The sequence below is a fragment of the Oscillatoria sp. HE19RPO genome (genome assembly GCF_024220515.1).
In the GTDB taxonomy this organism is placed as follows: Bacteria; Cyanobacteriota; Cyanobacteriia; order Cyanobacteriales; family Laspinemataceae; genus Laspinema.
The window spans coordinates 1-1,524 of sequence record NZ_JAMXOT010000502.1; the positions used below are offsets into that span (position 1 = coordinate 1).

Genomic DNA, 1,524 nt, shown 5'->3' on the forward strand with positions numbered 1-1,524 from the left:
CTGAAGTCGTTACTACAAACGCCGGAAACGACTGAAGTCGTTACTACAAACGCCGGAAACGACTGAAGTCGTTACTACAAACGCCGGAAACGACTGAAGTCGTTACTACAAACGCCGGAAACGACTGAAGTCGTTACTACGAACTAAAAATCATAAAGGCAAACCTCAATGAACCTGCAATCTTCCCCATTAGACCGAACCGAATGGAATGCTGAACTGTACGATCGCAAACATGGATTTGTCAGTCAGTATGGCACCGATTTATTAGAACTACTGCAACCCCAAAGCGGCGATCGCATCCTCGATTTAGGCTGTGGTACAGGTTATCTCGCTCAACAAATTGCCGCCAAGGGTGCGGAAGTCATCGGCGTAGATCAGTCTATTTCCATGATTGCTCAAGCGCGTCAGTCCTATCCCCACCTCACCTTTGAAGTCAAAAATGGAGAAAACTTAGACTTTTCTGAACAATTTGATAAAGTCTTTTCCAACGCGGCACTCCACTGGATGAAGGCCGCCGAAAACGTCATTGAGGGAATTTTTAAATCCCTAAAACCCGGTGGATTGTTTGTAGCCGAATTTGGCGGAAAAGGAAATGTTCAGCAAATTATTCAGGCTTGCTATTCTAGCATAGAATCGGCAGGTTATCCCGTTGATATCAATCTCAATCCTTGGTATTTCCCCAGTATTAGTGCCTATACAACCCTATTAGAAAACAGAGGATTTGAAGTTGATTTCGCCCAATTGTTTGACCGTCCGACTCCGTTAGAAGATGGGGAAAACGGATTAATAAATTGGATTGCCATGTTTGGAAATAGCTTATTTACTGAAATTCCCCAGGAAGCGCAAGGGGACATTTTAGCCGATATCGAAACCCAACTGTCCCCGCAATTGTATCGAGAGGGGACTTGGTTCGCCGATTATAAACGAATCCGAGTTAGAGCCCAAAAATTAGGATAATTTCCCCAAAAAAATCCCACGGTTTGCTGCCGTGGGATTTGAACTGGGGTTTCCCCTATGCGATGCCGCTTCGGTTGGGGAGAATCCAACAGAGTAAAGGGCAGTAAACGATGCTGAACGTCGTGATGACCAGCAGAATCCATAAGCTGTTGATAATTTCAGGTGTCATGGTTTTATCTGGCTTCCCATCCTATCCGGGGTTAACTCAGATTCAGATGCTTGCCATCCTCGAATTCAATAAGGGTTTTAGGCTATCTCATTTAATTATGACCGATCGCCTCTCAATTTGTAGTGAAATTTACATAAAACTTTATATATTCGTGATATGCCGCCAGCAAATATACTTATGTCAAAAGTCATAAAAATCGCCCTCCCCCGATCGCCGGAAGAGGACGAGTTGACCCAACCCTGGCTCCAATCTGGCTTAAGGGGATTCCAACAAATAAATCATCCTTGCTTTGATGCGATCGCACCTAACAAGGCTCTTTTAGCCCGCGCAGGCGGGCTTTGTCCGTGTAGCTCCAGGCTTGAGCCTGCGGGTTTTTTGAAGGTTTTATTTTTTGGAGT

At 44.9% G+C, this 1,524-nt stretch carries 1 protein-coding gene; it reads left to right on the forward strand.

The genetic code is table 11. From position 1 onward, the window contains the following. Window positions 1-168 precede the first annotated feature (168 nt). The gene (locus tag NG833_RS30165; RefSeq protein WP_254568950.1) at window positions 169-957 is read left to right on the forward strand and encodes a trans-aconitate 2-methyltransferase; all 789 of its coding nucleotides are present in this window, start codon (window positions 169-171) and stop codon (window positions 955-957) included. Window positions 958-1,524 lie beyond the last annotated feature (567 nt).